Source organism: Okeania sp. SIO3I5 (assembly GCF_010672085.1).
Lineage (GTDB): Bacteria > Cyanobacteriota > Cyanobacteriia > Cyanobacteriales > Microcoleaceae > Trichodesmium.
The window spans coordinates 1-18816 of sequence record NZ_JAAHHT010000054.1 but is presented as its reverse complement, the minus strand read 5'-3'; the positions used below and the strand labels follow the sequence as shown (position 1 = coordinate 18816).

Sequence of the window (18816 nt, the reverse complement as noted above, 5' to 3'; positions counted from 1 at the left end):
GTAATTTGCCTAAGTCTGCATACTATGCTTAAGAGGTTATGTATAAATAAAATATTAAATATTGGTATAAGGTGGGTATGAAAAGCACAACATGAAAAGTGCAGACTATATAGTTGAACTTTATAAAGAGCTATATGTTATTCGCTATAACCCACTCAAACTTAATCTTTAAGAATCCCTTAAAATTTATTTATTTGATAGATCCCTTCTAGTATTGGGAAAAAATTTGTTAATTTGTTAAGTAAATTTACTCGGGATTAATCTACTTTTATAGATTATAAAAACAATTAGGAAAAAAAACTGTTACTAATGCCCACAATTCAACAACTAATTCGTTCAGCTCGTCAAGAAACAGAGAAGAAAACTAAATCTCCAGCTCTAAAAAGTTGCCCTCAACGTCGTGGAGTATGCACAAGAGTCTATACTACTACACCAAAAAAGCCCAATTCAGCTCTAAGGAAAGTGGCTAGGGTTCGTCTAACTTCAGGTTTTGAAGTGACCGCTTATATACCTGGGATTGGCCATAACCTACAGGAACACTCTGTAGTTATGATTAGGGGGGGTAGGGTGAAGGACTTACCTGGGGTAAGATATCACATAATTCGTGGAACTTTAGATACCGCGGGAGTAAAAGACCGCAAGCAAAGTCGTTCTAAATATGGGGCAAAAAGACCCAAAGGCTAAATTAGTGAAATGCCAAATTCTCGAAAATCCTAGCTAAAATTAATAAGCATAGCAAAGATTGAATCTTGCATAAAGCAATTATCCATTATTGACAATTTATTGGTTTTTATTATGTCTCGTCGTAGAGTTGTTCCAAAACGTCCCATTCCTCCAGATCCAAAATACAATAGTCGGTTAGTTACTATGATGGTACGACGCATTATGCGTCATGGAAAGAAGTCTGTAGCTTTTAATATCGTATATGATGCGTTTACAGCTATTGAAGAAAGGACAGATTCCGATCCACTAGAATTATTTGAAAAGGCAGTTCGGAATGTGACTCCCCTAGTAGAGGTTAAAGCTCGTCGTGTAGGTGGTGCTACTTACCAAGTACCGATGGAAGTCCGCTCAGATAGAGGAACTACCCTGGCTTTGCGTTGGTTAGTACAATATTCTAGATCCAGAGGTGGTAAGACAATGGCTATGAAATTGGCCAATGAATTGATGGATGCAGCTAACGAAACGGGTAGTGCTATTCGTAAGCGAGAAGAAACTCACAAAATGGCAGAAGCAAATAAGGCTTTTGCTCATTATCGTTACTAATTAAATTGATAATGGATAATGGATAATTGATAATTAGGGTTTGCCAATTAAATATCAAAGCATTTACAGATATAAAATTTGATCAATTTTATGCTCTGAAAAATACCAGCTTTTCGGTTGATAGAGCTGAAAAAGTGAGGATTTTGGGGTAACGCAAGGCAGAAAAACTAAGGGGCGATTATTTCGACTACCTCTTCTATAAACTCCCATTTCTCCAGACTCTGTAAAGACTAAGCATGGTTAGTCCCTAACGACTCCCTACAAAGATCCAAAAGAGTTTATTCAGTAAACCCTAATTAGAGATAGTTTTCATTATCCATTATTCATTATCCATTATCCATTATTTAAGGGGGTAACTGTGGGAAGAACTATGTCACTTGAGCGGGTGCGAAATATTGGCATTGCAGCTCATATTGATGCTGGTAAAACAACAACAACAGAGAGAATCCTATTTTATTCCGGTATAGTACATAAAATGGGAGAGGTTCACGATGGCACCGCAGTTACCGACTGGATGGCTCAAGAGCGAGAACGTGGTATTACGATTACTGCGGCTGCTATTAGTACCAAATGGTTAGACCATCAAATTAATATTATTGATACTCCAGGCCATGTAGACTTCACAATTGAAGTGGAACGTTCTATGAGGGTTCTGGATGGTATAATAGCAGTATTTTGTTCTGTTGGTGGGGTACAACCTCAATCAGAAACGGTTTGGCGACAAGCTGACCGTTACAAAGTGCCTCGTATGGCCTTTGTCAATAAAATGGACAGAACAGGGGCTAACTTTTTTAAAGTATACGAGCAAATTCGCGATCGCCTCCGCGCTAATGCAGTTCCGATTCAAATTCCTATTGGTAGTGAAAATGAATTTAGGGGAATCGTAGATTTGGTGGCAATGAAAGCTTTTATCTATACTAATGACTTGGGAACAGATATTCAAGAAACAGAAATTCCAGCGGAAGTGGAAGAGTTGGCTCAAGAATATCGTCTCAAGTTAGTTGAGTCAGTAGCAGAAACTGATGATGCTTTGACAGAAAAGTATCTTGAAGGGGAGGAAATTGAAGAAAAGGAGATGCGGCAGGCTCTACGTCAAGCTACTATTGCAGGTACAATTGTACCTATGCTATGTGGCTCTGCTTTTAAAAATAAAGGCGTTCAGCTTTTATTGGATGCAGTAGTAGATTATTTGCCAGCTCCTACAGAAGTTCCAGCAATCCAAGGAACTCTACCAAATGGAGAATTGGATACCAGACTATCAGATGATGAGGCACCTCTAGCAGCTCTGGCATTCAAAATTATGTCAGATACTTATGGCCGTCTCACTTTTCTTCGGGTATATTCAGGAGTTCTTGCTAAAAGTAGTTATATTCTAAATTCTACCAAAGATAAGAAAGAAAAAATTTCTCGTCTAATTGTTCTCAAAGCTGATGACAGAATAGATGTTGATGAACTAAGAGCTGGAGACTTGGGTGCTGTTGTAGGGTTGAAAGACACCTTGACAGGAGATACGATTTGTGATAAAGAACATCCAATTATCCTAGAGTCTCTGTTTGTCCCAGAGCCAGTTATATCTGTGGCTGTGGAACCGAAAACCAAACAAGATATGGAACAATTGTCTAAGGCTCTTCAGGCTCTTTCTGATGAAGATCCTACATTTCGGGTGAGTGTCGATCCAGAAACTAATCAAACGGTTATTGCTGGTATGGGGGAACTGCACCTAGAAATTTTGGTAGATAGGATGCTTCGGGAATATAAGGTGGAAGCTAACGTAGGTCAACCACAGGTAGCGTACCGAGAAACTATTCGCCAACAAGTTCAGGCAGAGGGTAAATTTATTCGTCAAAGTGGTGGTAAAGGTCAGTATGGTCATGTGGTTGTAGAGTTGGAACCAGGAGACCTAGGGAGTGGCTTTGAGTTTGTCTCTCAAATTGTGGGAGGGACGATACCTAAAGAATTTATTAGTCCAGCAGGGCAAGGAATGAAAGAGGCTTGTGAAGTAGGTGTTTTGGCTGGTTATCCATTGATAGATGTTAAGGCTACTCTGGTAGACGGATCTTACCATGATGTGGATTCTTCGGAAATGGCTTTTAAAATTGCTGGTTCTATGGCAATTAAAGAAGGAGCTACCAAAGCTTCACCTGTGTTATTGGAACCTATGATGAAAGTAGAGGTAGAAGTACCTGAAGATTTTATTGGTAATATTATTGGAGACCTGAACTCTCGAAGAGGACAAATAGAGAATCAAGAGTTAGAATCAAGTGTGGCTAAAGTAACGGCAAAGGTTCCTTTGGCCGAAATGTTTGGTTATGCTACTGATATGAGGTCAAAGACTCAAGGTCGTGGTATGTTTTCTATGGAATTTAGTAATTACGAGGAAGTGCCTCGTAATGTGGCTGAGACTATCATTGCTAAAAGCAGAGGATATGTTTAGTAATCTGTAAAATTGTGTGTTTTTTAGGCTAAAATATTAGCTTTGGGTTGAATAATGTGAAAATAAAGTAATTGATAAGTAAATGAAAACTGCCAACCTACTTTTCAAGTAGGTAATTGTCTCAAACAAAAGCTAACTAAAAGCTAACTAAATATTAGTTCATTAATTGATAATGGATAATTACCTCTGGTTAAAACCGAGAGGATTAAATATTAAAGAAATAAGGTTTCTTTTTTCTCCTTTTCAGGAGAGGCTTTAAACCTCTAGGGATTAATTATCAATTATCCATTGGTGAAGGGATAAGCAGAGTTTTAAAAATTTATCTATCATACAATGTTGAAAGAGGACTCCCGTGATAATCGCGAGATTTAACAGTGAGATTAATTTCAACTAGAAAAATAATTGATCGATACGTGCCCGTATTTTTGGCGTCATAATCGAATCAATAGCCGTGGGGCACACGGTTGAACAAAAGCGCACCGCCTGCGCTGAGGTCCCCTCAGCGTAAAGACGGAGCAAGAAAAGCTTGTGGAGATGGTCTAACGGGGGTGCAATTCAGTTTATTTGATTTGTTATCTAGTTAAGAATCTGTGTTAGCGTAGCTTTGCGTTAGCAAAACAAGAATCTCCCGTTAAATCAAAGATTATAACGGTGAGAGTGTCAATAGTCAGTGCATCCGTTTCCTGATTTAACTAGCTGTTAGCTTTTAGTATTCAGCTAGCTTCCCGGATCGTAATAGAATTTAGAATTGGTAAATTTACCTTCTAATTCTAAATTCAAAATCCGGCTGATGACTGACTGCTGACTGCTTATTTAACGTAAACGGAATTAACAATGGAAAAAAGGAACGAGTAATTAATGGCACGCGCAAAATTTGAAAGAAATAAGCCTCACGTCAATATTGGAACTATTGGCCACGTTGACCATGGTAAAACAACCTTGACTGCTGCAATTACAATGAGTCTAGCAGCACAAGGAAAGGCAAAGGCCAGGAATTATGCCGATATTGATGCAGCTCCAGAAGAGAAAGCACGGGGTATCACAATTAATACTGCTCATGTAGAGTATGAAACAGAAGATCGTCACTATGCTCACGTTGATTGTCCTGGACACGCTGACTATGTAAAAAATATGATTACAGGTGCAGCTCAAATGGACGGTGCAATTCTAGTAGTTTCTGCTGCTGATGGTCCAATGCCCCAAACTCGCGAGCATATTCTATTGGCCAAGCAGGTAGGGGTTCCTAATATAGTTGTTTTCCTCAATAAGCAAGATATGGTGGATGATGAGGAACTTTTGGAATTGGTGGAACTAGAAGTTCGGGAACTTTTAAGTGACTATGATTTTGATGGAGATAATATTCCTATCGCTGCTGGTTCTGCTTTACAGGCAGTAGAAGCACTAACAGGTAATCCAAACATAGGAAAGGGTGAAAATGAGTGGGTGGATAAAATTCTGGCTCTGATGGATGAAGTTGATGGGTATATTCCTACGCCAGAACGTGATGTTGATAAGCCATTCTTGATGGCGGTAGAAGATGTATTCTCTATTACTGGTCGTGGTACTGTGGCTACAGGCCGGATTGAACGTGGTAAAGTCAAAGTGGGCGAAACAGTAGAATTAGTCGGAATCAGAGACACTCGTAGTACCACTGTTACAGGTGTGGAAATGTTCCAGAAAATTCTGGACGAAGGAATGGCTGGTGATAACGTAGGATTACTACTACGTGGTATGCAGAAAACTGATATCCAACGTGGTATGGTTTTGGCGAAACCAGGTTCTATTACTCCCCATAAGAAATTTGAATCAGAAGTATATGTTCTGAAAAAAGAAGAGGGAGGCCGTCATACACCTTTCTTCCCAAATTATCGCCCTCAATTCTACATTCGGACAACTGATGTGACTGGTGCTATTGAGTCTTTTACTGCTGATGATGGTAGTGCAGCAGAAATGGTAATGCCTGGGGACCGGATTAAAATGACTGTTCAATTAATCAACCCAGTGGCCATTGAACAAGGTATGCGTTTTGCCATTCGTGAAGGTGGGAGGACTATTGGTGCTGGTGTTGTTTCTAAGATTGTAGAGTAGGACAACTTCCTCAAAGATTAAGTGGCAGAAAGGCACTTATTTTATTAATGGATAATGGATAATGGATAATGGATAATTACCTATCCCTAAATAAGGAGAGAATTGACTAATAAGGAAAAAATTTATTTTTTTTCCTTGAAAGGGGAGGGTTTTAACCTGAATTGTTTAATTATTAATTATTCGGTAAATTATTGATATTTGCTTTTCTGCTACTTAATTAGTGAAAGTTGATTTTTATTAAAATAATTGGGTGACTTACAAATCCCCTTGATAAAAATAACTTCTAATTTTATTAATAATCGGCAATTAGCGGTAAATATTGAAAAGGGGATTTAAACCCCATCTGCTGAAAGCTGAATGCTAAAAGCTAATAGCTATTTAAAATCTGAACCTAGAAAATTAAAGAGAAATGGCAACTATTCAACAGCAAAAAATTCGTATTCGTCTGAAAGCATTTGACCGCCGTTTACTAGATACATCTTGTGACAAAATTGTAGATACGGCAAATAGAACAGGAGCCACAGCAATTGGGCCAATCCCTTTGCCCACAAAACGGCGCATTTACTGTTTGTTGCGATCGCCTCACGTTGATAAAGATTCACGAGAACATTTTGAAACACGGACACATCGCAGAATTATAGATATTTATCAACCTTCGTCAAAAACAATTGATGCTTTGATGAAGCTTGATTTGCCAGCGGGTGTAGATATTGAGGTGAAGCTATAGAGAAATAACTTAGTTGAAAATATATCAGAAAATTGGGTTTAAAGCCTCGCCCTTAAATGGGGAACTTTTTGATTGATAAGTGGTAAGATATAAGCTCTAGTATTGTTGTCCTGGGTGGGCAGTCCGAGACATTAAATTAAACGGACGCTGAGGGAAGTGTCAGACTAACAAATTTGGTGGTAGTACCTGATGAGATGTCAATGCACCAAAGAGCTACGGATCAGTAGGAATCTCTTTGCCTAACCGCTGGGGAGGATGTCAACTAATAAAGTCTTCTTAAAAGAGGCATCTCCTCCGTTGGCCTAGCATTTCGCAGGAAAGGAAGTGTGCCTCCAAAGACCAATTTAAGGAATATAGCATATTTTCTGCTACAGAAATCTTAGTCAAAGTCTTCCTGAAATGGCTATCCTTGATAAGCATCTTTCTTAACATAAAACTTGACAAAAGTAAAGAAGTTATAAGCTTACCATTGAATGGATATTTTGGGAAAATAAACCTATTTAACTTTCCTGGCGGGAAGTCCCGCGCTCTCCATCCCCCCTAACCCCCCGTGCATAGGGGGGAGGGGGAGCGTCGGGATGAAAGCCTAGGCCCGGATTTGGATACCTTCATAAGCTAAACGTTCATAGGCCCAAGACACAAGCTAGGAGCATTTTGTTATTATCAATGTCAACACAGGGGGAGGACATCACCTCTGTCATGCTCCGCGGTCAGGGTTTCCCAGACGCTCAGAATCCCGCGTTGTCCATCCCCCCTAACCCCCCTTTGAAAGGGGGGAATAGAAGGGCAACGTCGGGAGTATGTCAATTAGATATTCCTGATTAAATATCAAAGCATTTGCCGATAAAGGTTTGAACAATTAATGGTCTTGAAAAACCACCTGGTTTTCAGCTCTTAATGCTAAAAAAGTTGGCATTTTGGGCGCATTGTTGGGTAAAAAAAATATCCCGTACGGACGTTCGCATTTTTGTTATGCAACGTCCCTAACTACTCCCCTACTCCCCTACTCCTAAAAAAAGACTTTTTTAGCAAACCCTAATTAGAGGCTTTTTTCCTCCCACGTCCCTATTTCCCATCTCCCTATCAGACAAAGGTTTTAGGATCTCCCGATTAAGGATAGTCGCAAGAGGGGAACTTGATAATTGATTGTCTGGTGATTCCTATACATTTAATTTTGGTGGTGGTGCTGAGGAATGGTTGAGAGAGTGTGGGAGGTGTGGGAGGTGTGGGAGGTGTGGGAAGTGTGGGAGTTGTGGGAAGTGTGGGAGGTGTGGGAAGTGTGGGAAGTGTGGGAAGTGTGGGAAGAAATTACAAAACTTATGTATCTTCACCATTACTATGCAGGACTACCCATTTAATTTTAAATAAGACTAAACCAGTTACCAAAAGTCTGATTAGCTTCAATTTTCATCTCAAAATTCCCAAAAAAAATATAAGTACTATAGATATCCAGGGATCGAAAAATCCGCTAAAGTATAAGAAGTATTAGTATCAAAACTTTATTAAAATCGGAAAATGGCATCCTCTTCTATAGCTGTTCGAGAACTTCCCCTATTTCCCCTACCAGAAGTAGTATTATTTCCGGGTAGACCTTTACCACTACATATCTTTGAATTTCGCTATAGAATTATGATGAACACAATTCTAGAAAGTGATAATAGATTTGGAGTTTTGATGTGGGATTCTACTCAGGAGAAGGTTGTGGTAACTGGATGCTGTGCTAAAATTGAGGATTATCAGCGTTTACCTGACGATCGGATGAAGATTTTAACCATGGGTGAGCAGAGATTTAGAGTTTTAGATACAGTCAGAGAGAAACCTTATTTAGTTGGTTTAGTTGAATGGATAGAAGATAGTCCTTCACAAAAGGAACTTGGAGAGTTAGCAAATCAAGTTGAACTGTTACTCAGAGATGTAGTTCATCTTTCTGGAAAACTGATGGATCAGAGGATAGAGCTTCCAGAAGATGTTCCTAATTTACCAAAAGAATTATCTTATTGGGTAGCTAGCAATCTTTATGGTGTGGCCACAGAACAGCAAGCTCTTTTGGAGATGCAAGATACTGCTGCTAGACTAGAAAGAGAAGTAGAAATTCTCACTTCTACCCGGAATCATCTTGCAGCTAGAACTGCTCTTAAAGACACTTTAAATTGACACTTTCTTAAGGTTGGCTAACTGCAACAACTAAGGATTCCTAAGATTCATGCCTATTGGCAATTAGAGGGTTTCCTTTATAACCTTTCTGATTCTCGCGCACCTACCGAAAAGGCCATTAAAGAGGTTTGGCTGATTAGATGGGTGCTACCTAATATTAGCGCAGCTTAAACTCAGGAGACAATAGACAAGAGAAACCCAAAGTCTCTTGCTGAGGATAATTTATTGGTCATGCTGTGAAAGGCTTTTCATGTCCCACCACAAAACGTTTAGTAAGCTTTATAGCTAATTTAACCTTTTGACATCCTCCCGACGCTGCTATACGCGATACAGCGCGGGATTCCCTAACATCGCTGATAGGGGCTTTCTGCTGCCTATGCATAGAGGAGCTGCGCTAACATAGCACCTGCCTCCGAGGCCGAACCTCTTTCCGGTCTTACGGTCGCTCCTAAAGACTTGCCAGCGCGGCCAAAGGGGGTCTCCCCCATGAGCGACTGGCGCTGACACTGCTAGCCCAGCAGCCTTATTCTTTTACCATAGCATACTATCGTAAATACCGCAATATTGATTGGTTTTCATGCCCTAGCTCCCCTCCCCCCTTTCACTCGTGGGGTTAGGGGGGATGGAGAGCGCCGGTCTTCAACCAGCGTTGAGATAAAATATGATGCTCGACAAGCAGAGTTTAAGATACGATAAATGAGAGTAAGTTCGGCGATTACGACCCTCAGAAGAAATAAATTCTAGAAAATTAGGCTTTTTGAAGTTATCTTTCTTCTCATACTTATTCTCTAGAGTCACTGCTGATTTTTTTGCCTCCATACTCAACTACATAAATGCTTTACTTTTAAAATCTTATCTTAAGAAAAAGATGTGCTTCAATAATTATTAATTGTTAATTAATAATTACCTCTTTTTTTTAATAAGAGGATTGCTTAAAAGGAATTATTTTCTCCTTGAAAGGAGAGGCTTTATACCTTAATTATTCGGGAATGAATAGCTTTAGAAGGAGGAAAAGGGGGGCGAGGAGTTCTATCGTTGATTATCCGAAATCATAATTATGAGAATAAAAAAACTGCAATAAGCAGTTCTATTACTCTGATCAGAGTATATTTTTTTGAGGATTGCTTCTCTGGTAAAAATAAATTAAAAGGTTGATGAATTGTCGGTTGTTTATGAAATTAAGCAGCCACTACATAATTATTTTCTGAATTTGCCCACTCCCCATAATCTAATAACAATTTCTCCATCAATCTTTTTTTCATTTTGAGCAATATTTTAGTTAATAAACTATTGCCAGTAGACAACAGCATTGATTTAGGTATTTTGTTAAAAGGAGCAGGCAAAAATATTTGTAAACTTAACTCTACTTGACCGTTTAAAAAAGTTTTTTCCTGAATTGTAATAGGTTGCATTGTACCATTAAGATTAAGTTGGAAATGTTCATTAATCATCTCAATCCCCTTAAGTTCACAAGCAACAGATTGTAAGCAAACTACTCCTACAGAAGTTGTCCAAATTTTCATTTCGACAATTGGTTCAATTTTCAACATGAAGAATTTTAAGGGACGCATTTTGAGACGATATGTATCATTGGTTAATTTTTCTATAGTCGTAGAATTTCCTAGAGCTTTCACAATACCTTGTGGTTGACTTAGATAACTATGAATGCTAATCGGATTATCAAGAACCTCTAGATTGACAGATTCAGATGCAAAGAAATTATTATACATTTTTGTTTAAGTAATTCTTACTAATAGTTATTGGTTGTGCATCAATAAAGTGTAGGAAACGCCCTAGTATGCCTGGCCAATATAATCTAAAAGCACTTATATATCAAGGTTGAGGGCACTTGGGGATCGAAAAAAGTGTAAATTTTTTAGCCTTTAAGACTAAAAATTTAGGACGGGTGGCAGACACTTCCCAATAAAGATACAGGTACAATTATTCCTCCTACTTTCGAGCGTCTCCCCACACGGACCACACGGACCACACGGACCACACTTCCTTGACGCACTACCAGTTATTATTGCCTTATATTAAGTTTTATTGCAATTTATGTTAATCTTTCGCAGCCATATCGCCCTAGGGCAAAAGTATAAAGCTAGAGAAAATTTAAAAATCAAAATTTAGAATTTGTTTCTGTAACGGTGATTTTGAGAAACTCTCCAAAAACATTTCACCTTAGAAGGCGGGGTGGCGTGACCTAATTATTTTGATAACTGATATAGTAGTAGACTGACACAGCTAAAACTGTGCACTCTTATTTTTGTTTCGAGGATACTGTTCCTCCCCACCCGGACCACACTTCCCACACTTCCCACCTTCCCCATATTCCGCACCATTTAAGGTGTGTCAGTCCAGTAGGTAATTAGTTATTGTATGATTTAGTTGTCAGAACTCATGTAGGAGGTTGTGTAAGCCGACATATAGAGGGACGAATTAGAGGAGAAGGCAAGAAGTTTTTTAATAACTTTAGCCGTATTTGATATAAATACTTATGAATCATATCCCTTGGCTACCAGGAGATAAAATAGAATTGTATTCACTCTGAATTAATACCTTAGTTTCATCACAGGCCCATTTATGATAATCCACTAATAGTTGATGGGTTAGTCTTTGTTTGATTGTCATTAATACACTTTTGAGCAAACTATTACCAGTTGTTTCTAAAATTGGTAATGGTGTCAACAATAATGGAGGGGGTAATTCTACTTTAACTTCTAAATCCGCTTGGCCCTTGAGATGAGTAATTCCTTTGATTTGCAGGGGTTCAAGAATACCAACTAGATTCAGGCTAAAGCGTTGGTTTATGTACTCTACGCCACGAATTTCACATCTCTCTGACTTTAAGTAAACTGTGCCTTTAGGACTAGACCACAATCGCATATCTACAGTTGGTTGAATACTCAACATCATAAAATGTAGTGGACGCATTTTCAAGCGGAAACAATTTTTATCTAACTGTTCTAATCTTGTTGGGTCTGTCAAAGCATTAACTAAACGCTTTGGTTGACGGAGATAATGCTGAATAGGAACTTGTTCCTCTACTACAGGAATATCTACTGATTGTAAAGCAGTAAATTTTATTATCATAATTTTTTTAAAAATCAATAGCTTTATAGTTAAATTTTAATTAAAATTCACATTTATTAATGTGATTCAAATCATATTTAAAGTGTTTACTTGAATTTGGCCAATAACAAGGGTCGGATTTAGTAAAATTAATTTTTATAGATGATACTGGATTATTAATGAGAAGTAAGTAAACAAATGTAATTTAATTTTGCAAAATGTAAATTATTCAAGTTTGTAAAGATTTCATAATTATATAAAATCTATATAGAGAATCAGGGTTTGATGAGCAAGGAATAAGGTCAATAGCCTCCTTTTTCAAGGGGATAAAAAAGACAATTTAGGATTTCTTGCATCCTAATTCAATAGGAATTACTGATAACTGATAATTGATAATTGATATAGCAGTCGAAGCAAAGGGTGCGGACATTTCTAAATCTTAAAATCCTTTGACAGCTTACTATTCCCTATTCCCGATTCAAGTAGCGCTATAACTGAAATGACCATATCTATCGCACATCTTGGCCCTGCTGGAACTTATGCAGAAACAGCAGCAGTGGCATTTTCTCAAAAACTGAGTCAGCTTGGTCAAAAATCTATTCTGTACCCATATCCTAGTATTGCTCAAACTTTATGGGCAGTTTCTAAAAAGCAAGTTAATTTGGCAGTTGTACCTGTGGAAAATTCTATTGAAGGAAGCGTTACTGTTACTCTAGATACACTTTGGCAACTGGATATTTTAGAAATTCAAACAGCATTAGTTTTACCTATTTCTCATGGATTAATATCATTAGCTGGTAGTTTTGAGGAGATTAAAACTGTTTATTCTCATCCACAAGCTTTAGCTCAATGTCAAGGTTGGTTAGAAAAGTTTTTGCCACAAGTACAAAAAAGTCCAGCTAATTCTACCACAGAAGCATTAGAGAATTTAGAAACAGCTCGGAATGCTGCAGCGATCGCTTCTCAAAGAGCTGCTGAACTTTATAAATTACCTGTATTAGCTTATCCAATTAATGATTATCCTGATAATTTTACTCGTTTTTGGGTATTGAAACAAGGAGGTACAGAAATAGAAAATTCGGCTTTTAAAGTAATAATTAATAGGATAAATAAACCAGAAAATTTAGTTTTTACTTCTTTAGGTTTTACTGTGCCTGCAAATGTACCAGGAGCTTTGGTTAAACCATTGGAAGTGTTTGCTAAAAGGGAGATTAATATGAGTAGAATAGAATCTCGTCCGACTAAGTTATCTTTGGGTGATTATTTATTTTTTATTGATATAGAAGCGAATAGTAATGATAGTTCTGTTAAGGCAGCAATAGAAGAATTTAAAACCTATACAAAAATTCTCAAAATCTTTGGCAGTTATACGATTATGACAATCAATTAGCAGAAGGTAGAGGGGAGAAGAAATGATGAGAGATGAGAGACGGAAAAAAGGCTAGAAGCGAGAATGTTTTTTATCACTTATTATTTATAGAACTCCTAAATGTATCTTTTACATTAATATTCGTGATTCCTCAGAAACTATTTTATATTTTTAGTTGAATCAAAAGTCATGTATATGGACGAGTAACTCCATTTAAAGTTTATAGTATCACAATTTTTATGAGGATGCAACCGAAAATCCTTTGACCCGCGATTTTTTTAGGAGCTTCAGAAAATGAAGATGTTTGTGGTTTGGTACTGAAGAGGGATGGATAGAAGGATTGGATCAGGGAAAAGCAAGGATTTTGGGAAAGTTCCAAAAGATGAAAATATTTCTGCCATTCCTGTGAGGAAAAATTCCTGAATCTGATTGATCGTCTTTGAAGAAAGTCAATTTAGTTGAATCAAAAGTCATGTATATGGACGAGTAACTCCATTTAAAGTTTATAGTATCACAATTTTTATGAGGATGGAACCGAAAATGTTTTGACACGCGATTTTTTTCAGGAGCTTCCGAAAATGAAATGTTTGTGGTTTGGTACTGAAGAGGGATGGATAGAAGGATTGGATCAGGGAAAAGCAAGGATTTTGGGAAAGTTCCAAAAGATGAAAATATTTCTGCCATTCCTGTGAGGAAAAATTCCTGAATCTGAGCGATCGCGGAGCGGAAGGTCCTTCTATCGCTCTCTTAGGAACAAAATTTTAGTTGAATAAAAAATCATGTGTAGGGGCGAGTAAATCCATTTAAACTTTATAATATCACAATTTTTATGAGGATGGAACCGAAAATCATTTGACCCGCGATTTTTTTCAGGAGCTTCAGAAAATGAAAATGTTTGTGGTTTGTTACTGAAGAGGGATGGATAGAAGGATTGGATCAGGGAAAAGCAAGGATTTTGGGAAAGTTCCAAAAGATGAAAATATTTCTGCCATTCCTGTGAGGAAAAATTCCTGAATCTGAGCGATTAAGCTGCCGCACTTGCTCCGCCTTTTCCTAGGTCATGCTCCGCTTTCCATGTCGGCGACAGCCGTTAACGCAGTTATGCGCTAGCAAAACGCGGAGCGGAAGGTCCTTCTATCGCCCTCTTAGGAACAAAATTTTAGTTGAATAAAAAATCATGTGTAGGGGCGAGTAACTCCATTTAAACTTTATAATATCACAATTTTTATGAGGATGGAACCGAAAATCATTTGACCCGCGATTTTTTTCAGGAGCTTCAGAAAATGAAAATGTTTGTGGTTTTCCACTAGGGAAGTTATAGATGGAAAGATTTAATGATAGGAAAAATCTGATTCTAATCTTAAAAGTAGTGGAGTAAGGGAGCATTGTTCAATCTTTTTCCCGTATTGCCTCTATTCCACTTCCAACTCATAACTCAAAAATTTTTACATAGGTAAAGATACGATTAGGATTTCTATAAGGAATAAGGGAGAAAAGAGAAAGAAAAAAAGCTGCGGGAATATTAGCATTTTGGGTAGAAAAAGGCAGAAAAATCACTCTGACAATTCTTCCGATTACCTCCTCTATAATTCAGATTTTTCCTGACTCCTAACTCCTAACCTTTAGATTATATTTTGCAGCACAATTAACAGACGTTTAATTTGTTTTTCCCAAGTTAAATCTTGCATAAAATTCACAGCAGCATTACTTCTAAGTTGAGCATCTTTTGGATCAGAATATACTTTTTCCAACATTTCTACTACTTCTTCAACATCAGATTCTCCCCAACCTTCTACACCTGGAAAATGAGGGGTAGGTTTGACAGATTTTTGACAATGTAATGGATAACAATGAGAGTCATTAATAATATCTAAATGCCCGGTATTAGCAGAAATAATTGTTGGAATACCACAGGCAAGACTTTCCATTGCCACAAGATTTGTTCCGCCTTCGCAACGATTCGTAAATACAGCAACATTAGCTTCTCGTAATATTTGTCCGACCATATAATTAGGAATAGCACCAACATCAATAACCGCATTTTCAGGAATATCATTTGCTAGTAACCAATCAGTAATTTGTAAACGTTTATTTTGACTGATTTTAGGTAAACCAATAACATTTCCAGTTTGTTCAATTCCTGTCATAAACTGAGGCCAAAAATTATGCCAAGCTGTTATTAATAATGCTTCTGGATGACGTTTTTGGAAAATTTTAAAAGCTGCAATGACAATATCTTGACCTTTACGATATTCTAGTTTGCCACCAGAAAAAATAACGAAGCGATCGCTAAAAGTATTAGATTTAGGTGCTGGATGGAAAATGGTTTGATCGATACCTTGTAAAACTTTTTCTACGGGTTTTATGCCGTTACTTTCTAAAATATTTGTATTCCAAGTAGAACCTGTAATAATTAAATTGTATGTTTGGGCGCGATTTATTTGTTCTGAAGTAAATTTAGTATTTTCTGAAAAAATAATTCCTATATTTTTGGTTCCTATAATATTGTTACTGATAGAAAAATTACTACCTAATGCGTGTAATATTGGTAAATTGAATTTAATTTTTTTACCTTGGTGATTCTTGAATTGATTTTGCAGATTTTTTTGTTCATTAAAAACTGGATTTAGTAAAGCTTGATGCAAGGGGTTTAAGGTTCCAGGTTGAATAGAGGGAGGCCTTAATAAAAGGGGTTTATATTCTGGATTTTTCAGGAGTTGGAGAGTAAGATTAATTCCATAAATACCCCAACCAGTCTGAGGATTTAACGGCCAGTTAATAGCAATTATGTTCATTATTTCAGAGGTATAATTTTTCAATTTATCGGGTTCTTTGATATTACTATTAGTTGCTGGAATCAAAGCTGGAGTTTGTAGATTTTTTCCAGAACTGATGAAGGTGGATAGAGCTGTGTTTTTTTTATGTTTGCTAGATTGATATTGTGCTAAAGCTTTTTGAATGGCTTTTTCTGGTAATTTAATAGCTTTTGTTTGATAAATTTTATTGCTTGGAGAATTACTTAGTAAATTTTCTAAGCTGTCTTTAACTTGCTTCAATACACTATTCCAATCCCCTATTTTTGGTTGTCTAAATAACTTCATTGTCGGATACCAAGGACTATCCTCTCGCCCTATCAACCAACGCCAGTCAGAATCAAAGTTTAACATTACCCAAACTGGTTTACCTAATGCTCCTGCTAGATGAGCAATAACTGTATCTATTGTTATTACTAAATCTAATTGTTTTATAGCTGCTGCTGTATCCGCTAAATCCTTAAAAGATGAACCTAAATTATTAATTTCCCTATGAGAGTTTAGCCATTCTAAATCTTGTATTGAGACTTCCTTTTGTAGAATGTAAAAATTGACCGTATCTATATTAATAATTTCTTGTAAATATTGAACTGAGCAAGAACGTTCTTGACTGCTTTCACTGGTACTATTTGTTTGCCAACATATTCCCACTTTGAGATTTTTTTCTACAGCAAGTGGAATAGGAAAATCAATTGATTTTGGTACGGATAAATAAGGAATTTCAGTAGGCATAGTTTCCAGAGTAGTTTGGAAAATTCTTGGTAAGCTCATTAATGGTATTTGTAAATCAAAGTCTGGTAATTTTTCTCCTCTAATTAATAATTCATCTATTCCTGAGACAGTAGTAAAAATTAATTTTAATGGAACTTTATTACATTCAACAATGACACTGCCTCCTAATTCTTTCACCAGAGGAATATAACGTATAAATTGAAGAGAATCTCCTAAACCTTGTTCTGTATAAACTAATAAAGTTTTACCCTGAAAATTTGAACCATCCCATAGAGGTTGAGAAAAATTACGACAGATAAAACCTTCACTTTTCCACCGCCATTCATATTTAGAAAAACCATCAATAAAATTTCCCTGTTTCAGGAAAATACCTGCTAAACCAAAGTGACTTTTTACATGATTTTTGTCTAATTTAAGAGCTTGTTCGTAATATTTTTGAGATTCCGCAAGTTTTCCTAGTGTAAAAAATATAAACCCTAGTTCGTTATATGCTTGAATATAATCTGGGTCAATTTCTAGAGATTTTTGATAATGTTTAATAGCAGTTTCAAGATCGATTTTATCTCTGAAAGTTTTTCCTAAATTTAAGTAAGCTTGACTAGAGTTAGGACGCAAAGTAATAACCCGCTCTAAAAGTTGAATTGCTACTTCATTTCTACCTGCTAAATTTTCTAGTACAGCTAATAAGTGGAGTGCCTGAAAATCTTCTGGTTTTTCTTTAATTATTAGACGACATATTTTCTCTGCTTCTACTAAATTATTTTGTTGATAATATTGATATGCTTTGTCAAAATTTACTGGTAAATCTGGTAATTCATGGTGAAATTCTACAAGTTCAATTAATGCTTGTTTTACTTCAATAAATACACTATTCCAATCTCCTATTTTTGCCTGTCTAAATAACCTCATTGTCGGATACCAAGGACTATCTTTGCGGTCTGTTAACCAACGCCAATCAGAATCAAAATTTAATATTACCCAAACTGGTTTACCTAATGCTCCTGCTAAGTGAGCAATAACTGTATCTATTGTTATTACTAAATCTAATTGTTTTATGGCTGCTGCTGTATCAGCTAGGTGATTAAAAGATGAACCTAAATTATCAATTTTAGTCTGAGAGTTCAGCCATTTTAAATCTTCTGCTGATACTTCCTTTTGTAAAATGTAAAAATTGACTGTATCTATATTAATAATTCCTTGTAAATATTCAACTGAGCAAGAGCGTACTTGACTGGTGTCACTGGTACTACTTGTTTTTGTTTGCCAACAAATACCCACTTTGAGATTTTTTTCGGGAGCAAGTGGAATGGGAAAGTCGATTGATTTTGGTAGAGATAAATAAGGAACTTCAGCAGGTATAGTTTCCAGAGTTGTTTGGAAAATTCGCGGTAAACTAATCAGTGGAATTTGCAGGTCAAAATCTGGTAAATTTTCACCTTCAACAAATAATTCATCAATTCCTGAGATACTGGTAAATAATAATTTTAATCCAGCTTGATTACATTCAACAATGATACGCCCTCCTAATTTTTTTACCAAAGGAATATAGCGGATAAATTGAAGAGAATCTCCTAAACCTTGTTCGGTATAAACTAATAAAGTTTTGTTTTGAAAATTTGAACCCTCCCACACAGGTTGAGAGAAACTACGACAGATAAAACCTTTAGTTTTGAACCGCCATTCATATTCATAAAATCCAGGAATAAAATCTCCCTGTTTAAGGAAAACAGAAGCTAAACCAAAATGAGAATTTACATGATTTTTATCTAATTTAAGAGCTTGTTCATAATATTTTTGAGATTCTGCAAATTTTCCTAATTCTAAAAAGATAAAGCCTAGAGAATGATATGTTTCGACATAATCTGGATTTAGTTCCAGAGATTTTTGACAATATTCAATTGCTAATTCAAGTTGACCTTGTTTTTGCAAAATATTTCCTAAGTTGTACCATGCTTCGGCATAATTGGGGTTGATTTTAACTGCCTGTTGATAATAGGTATTCGCCTTTGATAAGTCTCCTTTCTTTTCCCAAGAATAGCCTAAATTCAGATTTGTGTATGAGTTTTCAGGATTAATTTTTAGGGATTTTTCATAGTTAATAATTGCCCCATCAATTTCACCTTTTTCTAAAAATATTAGCCCTAAAAATGAGTAGTTACTA

General features: G+C 36.6%; 11 protein-coding genes. 8 read left to right on the top strand and 3 right to left on the bottom strand.

Annotation, left to right across the window (positions count from 1 at the left end; translation table 11 throughout):
* Window positions 1-309 precede the first annotated feature (309 nt).
* From rpsL to F6K40_RS14775, 7 genes are all read left to right on the top strand, one after another.
* On the top strand, window positions 310-684 hold the full coding sequence (rpsL, locus tag F6K40_RS14805; RefSeq protein WP_293137076.1) for a 30S ribosomal protein S12: 375 nt from the start codon (window positions 310-312) through the stop codon (window positions 682-684).
* A 111-nt stretch (window positions 685-795) separates the two neighbouring features.
* Entirely contained in the window at window positions 796-1266 is a 471-nt protein-coding gene (gene rpsG / locus F6K40_RS14800; protein WP_293137074.1) for a 30S ribosomal protein S7, read from the top strand.
* A gap of 358 nt (window positions 1267-1624) precedes the next feature.
* On the top strand, window positions 1625-3700 hold the full coding sequence (gene fusA, locus F6K40_RS14795) for an elongation factor G (RefSeq protein WP_293137073.1): 2076 nt from the start codon (window positions 1625-1627) through the stop codon (window positions 3698-3700).
* Window positions 3701-4558: 858 nt separating this feature from the next.
* The gene (gene tuf / locus F6K40_RS14790; protein ID WP_293137072.1) at window positions 4559-5788 is read left to right on the top strand and encodes an elongation factor Tu; all 1230 of its coding nucleotides are present in this window, start codon (window positions 4559-4561) and stop codon (window positions 5786-5788) included.
* Between the two features lie 409 nt (window positions 5789-6197).
* Window positions 6198-6515: a 30S ribosomal protein S10 gene (gene rpsJ / locus F6K40_RS14785; protein ID WP_426541825.1), complete on the top strand. Its 318-nt coding sequence runs from the start codon at window positions 6198-6200 to the stop codon at window positions 6513-6515.
* 1216 nt (window positions 6516-7731) lie between these two features.
* Window positions 7732-8004 (top strand): hypothetical protein, encoded by a 273-nt coding sequence (locus tag F6K40_RS14780; protein WP_293137070.1) that lies wholly within the window; start codon window positions 7732-7734, stop codon window positions 8002-8004.
* A 26-nt stretch (window positions 8005-8030) separates the two neighbouring features.
* Entirely contained in the window at window positions 8031-8669 is a 639-nt protein-coding gene (locus F6K40_RS14775) for an LON peptidase substrate-binding domain-containing protein (protein ID WP_293137068.1), read from the top strand.
* A gap of 1178 nt (window positions 8670-9847) precedes the next feature.
* Here the strand turns inward: F6K40_RS14775 and F6K40_RS14770 are convergent.
* Complete coding sequence (locus tag F6K40_RS14770) at window positions 9848-10399, bottom strand: DUF1997 domain-containing protein (protein ID WP_293137066.1); 552 nt, start codon at window positions 10397-10399, stop codon at window positions 9848-9850.
* Window positions 10400-11171: 772 nt separating this feature from the next.
* Window positions 11172-11762: a DUF1997 domain-containing protein gene (locus F6K40_RS14765; protein ID WP_293137064.1), complete on the bottom strand. Its 591-nt coding sequence runs from the start codon at window positions 11760-11762 to the stop codon at window positions 11172-11174.
* Between the two features lie 478 nt (window positions 11763-12240).
* Between F6K40_RS14765 and pheA the strand changes: the two genes are divergently transcribed.
* On the top strand, window positions 12241-13131 hold the full coding sequence (gene pheA / locus F6K40_RS14760) for a prephenate dehydratase (RefSeq protein WP_293137062.1): 891 nt from the start codon (window positions 12241-12243) through the stop codon (window positions 13129-13131).
* Window positions 13132-14732: 1601 nt separating this feature from the next.
* Here the strand turns inward: pheA and F6K40_RS14755 are convergent.
* Window positions 14733-18816 (bottom strand): tetratricopeptide repeat protein (locus F6K40_RS14755; protein ID WP_293137061.1); only part of this gene is annotated, 4084 nt, incomplete at its 5' end.

What these genes read in the sequence shown, in the direction of transcription:
- rpsL (WP_293137076.1), top strand. Translation starts at nt 310, where the DNA reads ATGCCCACAATTCAACAACTAATTCGTTCAGCTCGTCAAGAAACAGAG.
- rpsG (WP_293137074.1), top strand. Translation starts at nt 796, where the DNA reads ATGTCTCGTCGTAGAGTTGTTCCAAAACGTCCCATTCCTCCAGATCCA.
- tuf (WP_293137072.1), top strand. Translation starts at nt 4,559, where the DNA reads ATGGCACGCGCAAAATTTGAAAGAAATAAGCCTCACGTCAATATTGGA.
- rpsJ (WP_426541825.1), top strand. Translation starts at nt 6,198, where the DNA reads ATGGCAACTATTCAACAGCAAAAAATTCGTATTCGTCTGAAAGCATTT.
- F6K40_RS14775 (WP_293137068.1), top strand. Translation starts at nt 8,031, where the DNA reads ATGGCATCCTCTTCTATAGCTGTTCGAGAACTTCCCCTATTTCCCCTA.
- F6K40_RS14770 (WP_293137066.1), bottom strand. Translation starts at nt 10,399, where the DNA reads ATGTATAATAATTTCTTTGCATCTGAATCTGTCAATCTAGAGGTTCTT.
- F6K40_RS14765 (WP_293137064.1), bottom strand. Translation starts at nt 11,762, where the DNA reads ATGATAATAAAATTTACTGCTTTACAATCAGTAGATATTCCTGTAGTA.
- pheA (WP_293137062.1), top strand. Translation starts at nt 12,241, where the DNA reads ATGACCATATCTATCGCACATCTTGGCCCTGCTGGAACTTATGCAGAA.